General features: G+C 74.7%; 2 protein-coding genes and 1 pseudogene. 2 read left to right on the forward strand and 1 reads right to left on the reverse strand.

Annotation, left to right across the window (positions count from 1 at the left end; genetic code table 11):
• Window positions 1-91: 91 nt before the first annotated feature.
• Window positions 92-1,414 carry a lipase family protein gene (locus AB0F81_RS50935; RefSeq protein WP_360211652.1) on the reverse strand — a complete coding sequence of 441 codons (1,323 nt, stop codon included), beginning with the start codon at window positions 1,412-1,414 and terminating at the stop codon, window positions 92-94.
• Window positions 1,415-1,564: 150 nt separating this feature from the next.
• Between AB0F81_RS50935 and AB0F81_RS50940 the strand changes: the two genes are divergently transcribed.
• Both AB0F81_RS50940 and AB0F81_RS50945 read left to right on the forward strand, forming a co-directional pair.
• Window positions 1,565-2,317 carry a universal stress protein gene (locus tag AB0F81_RS50940; protein WP_360211654.1) on the forward strand — a complete coding sequence of 251 codons (753 nt, stop codon included), beginning with the start codon at window positions 1,565-1,567 and terminating at the stop codon, window positions 2,315-2,317.
• 395 nt (window positions 2,318-2,712) lie between these two features.
• Window positions 2,713-3,010: pseudogene (locus AB0F81_RS50945) on the forward strand (hypothetical protein); the annotation flags it as partial.

Below are 3,010 nucleotides of genomic sequence, written 5' to 3' on the forward strand. Positions count from 1 at the left end.
GCCGGCGCCGGCGGCTACCTGAGCGTGCTGCTCGCCGTCGGCGCCGCGAGCCTGATCGGCGCCGGTGGACTGCTGGCCCGCGCCGCGAGCCCTACGGCTGAAGCGGCAGCAGCGCGCAGGTGGAGAGCGCCGGCCGGCCGGCCAGGCGGTGGCTGAGCCAGTCCACCGCGGCGCCCTGGTCGGTGAGCAGCGGCCCGAAGTGGTTGAGCAGCGCGCTGCCCGCCTCCGGCAGCCGGATCGGGGCGTAGACGACGTTGCCGCCGCGGCGGCACCAGTCGGCGGCCATCGTCCGGGCCTGGGCGTGCGGCACCAGGTTGTCCCTCACCCCGGTCGCCACCCGCACCACACCGGCCGGCTTGCGGGTGCCGATCAACTGCTCACCGAGGTACGCGCGGAAGGCCGGCTCGGCCTCGATGATGTCGTTCACCGACTGGCCGGTCGTCGTCCAGCCGGAGCTGCGCCGGCCGGCGTAGGCGAAGATCGCGTCGCCGACGCACATCGTCGACAGATCCCGCAGCACCGCGCGGCCGGTGTCGCTGAGATACCGGTCGGCGATCGCCCGCAGGCTCGGCTCGGACTGCAGGAACCCGTTCACCGACCAGCCCAGCGCGCCGAGCAGCTCACTGCCGTCGACCGCGGCTGTGACGTCGACCAGGTTCGCCGGCGGCGCGCCCGCGTAGGTGGCCTTCAGCGCGACGTCCGGGGCATAGGAGGGCTGCAGCTCGGCCGCCGACGCGACCGCGCCGCCACCCTGGCTGTATCCGTAGAAGCCGACCACGGAGCGGCTGGTGAGCGACGTGTTCGGCAGTGCTTTCGCGGCCCGCGCGGCGTCCAGCACGGCGTGCCCGCCGTCCACCCGGTTGACGTAGGTGTGCAGCCGGTCGGTGGCCCCGAGTCCCACGTAATCGGTCTGCACGACGGCGATGCCCTTCGCCAGCAGCCGGTAGATGGCCAGCACCTCGTACCCGATGGAGATCGTGGTCTGCCCGTCGTCCGCGCCGACGACCAGGCCTTTCTGCAGGGCGAGGGAGGTGGAGCACTGGTCGCCCTGGCCCATCGTGCCGGGCGCCAGCACGACCAGCGGCCGCGGCCCGCTCCCCCGCCAGGCGGCCGCGGGCTCGATGTAGGCGCCGGTCACGGCGACCGGCCCGCCGTTCGAGTCGGTGGACCTGTACATGATGCGGGTCGCCCGCCCCGGCAGCGGTGAGCTGATCCCCGGCAGCGACAGCGCCAGCGGCAGCGGCTCGGTGCGGACCAGCGCGCCGTTGGCCGCCGGCAGCGTGGCCGGCGGCGTGTAGAACGCGGGGATCGTGACGCCGCGCGACGGCTCGGCCGAGGCCGGCGGCGCGGCCACCCCGGCGCTCACGGCCGATGCCGCGACCAGCGCGGCAAGGATGCGGATGCGTACGGACATGTCCGGCCCCCTTCAGTCCCCGAGCGGGTGGTTACCGGAAAGTAACCAGGCGTAGTGAGACATTCCAGGGGGTCGATTTCTCACTCTTCCGGTGCTATCGGGCGGCATCCGACGAACACTGGAGAGAGCGTCGTGGGGGAAGGGGCCGTCATGAACCTCGAATCGGCGGGAACGGTCGTCGTCGGTGTCAACGCCTCAGCAGCGAGCCGGCGAGCAGTCGAGGCAGGCGCCCGGGAGGCCGCCGCGCGCGGCTGCGGGCTGGACCTGGTGCACGCGTTCAACTGGGAGGATTCCGAGGAGCCGCCGGCGTCCCTGCTCCAGCGGGCGCTCGCCGAGGCCCGGGCCGTCGCGCCGGAGGTGAGAGCCGAATCGCACTGTCTCGAGGGCTCCCCCGCGGACGTGCTGCTGCGCCGATCCCGCAGCGCCGCCCTGACCGTCATCGGCGACGGCGACCTGTCCGCCCACACCTGCCTGCCCCGCGAGGCGCTCGCGGTGCAGGTCGCGGCCCGCGCCGCCGGCACCGTCCTGGTCATGCGGTCAGCGCCGGCCGCACCTGGCCCGGTGGTGGCCGGCGTCAACGACGCGGCCGCCGACCGGCACACCCTCGAGTTCGCCGTCGACTCCGCCGCCGGGCGCAAGGCGGACCTCGTGGTGATCCAGGCCTGGGAGTCCGACCGTCCCGACCCGTCGGTGGCCGAGCTCGCCGAGGCCCGGCACGCCCAGATTCGGGTGATCCAGGGACGCCCCGACGTGGTGCTGCTCGACGCCGCGCGAGACGCCGCCCTGGTCGTCGTCGGCGCCCGCTGCCGCCACCCCTACTCCGGCCTGCTGGGCTGGGTCGCGCAGACGATGCTGCACCACTCGCCCGCACCGGTCGCGCTGGTCCGGGGCACGCACCCGTAACGTCAGCGGCTGACGGCCGTCTCCCGCTCGACAACTTCTCCGGGTTGCGTACGTGGTAGGCACCGGTGATCAAGCCGCCCTCGACCCGGACCGCCACCACGCCGTCGACCTGCCCGTTGACCCGGATGAGCAGCCCCGGGCCACCGTTGATCTGCACCACCTCGACCGACCGGTCGGTGTCGCGCCGCCACCAGCCGGCCGCCGGCAGGGGTCGCGGCCTCACCTGCGCCTCGGGCTCGTGGCCGCGGCCCGAGGCAGTGACGCGCAAGGCCGTCGGGTACGGCGGCGGGGCTGCCGGGCAGGGGACGTTCGGCCCGCCGGAGTCGGGTCCGGCGGCACGGTCGGAGGGCGGCGCGGGAGCGGACTATCGGGCGTAGAGAGACGGGAGGGTTCCGATGACGACTCTGCAATCGGTGCGCTCCGGCCAGCGGGAGATCGGGGTCTACACGCCCGGCGCGGAACACCCGGTGTTCGTACCCGCGGTGGACGTGACCGCGATCGTGCTCGCCTCGCTGGCCGCGGCCTCGGTGATCGCGGTGGCCGTGGCCGCCGGCGTGGCTGTTCGCCGCGCTCCCGCCGTCGGCGCGGTGACCATGGGGCCCGGTGGCTGGGTGAGTCTGCGCAACAGCACCGCTCCGGCGCTGCGGGCCGCGCCGGCCGCCGGCCGGCCGTGGTGGGCGCGCCTGCTGCGGG

Source organism: Actinoplanes sp. NPDC024001 (assembly GCF_040638955.1).
GTDB lineage: Bacteria > Actinomycetota > Actinomycetes > Mycobacteriales > Micromonosporaceae > Actinoplanes.

What these genes read in the sequence shown, in the direction of transcription:
- AB0F81_RS50940 (WP_360211654.1), top strand. Translation starts at nt 1,565, where the DNA reads ATGAACCTCGAATCGGCGGGAACGGTCGTCGTCGGTGTCAACGCCTCA.
- AB0F81_RS50935 (WP_360211652.1), bottom strand. Translation starts at nt 1,414, where the DNA reads ATGTCCGTACGCATCCGCATCCTTGCCGCGCTGGTCGCGGCATCGGCC.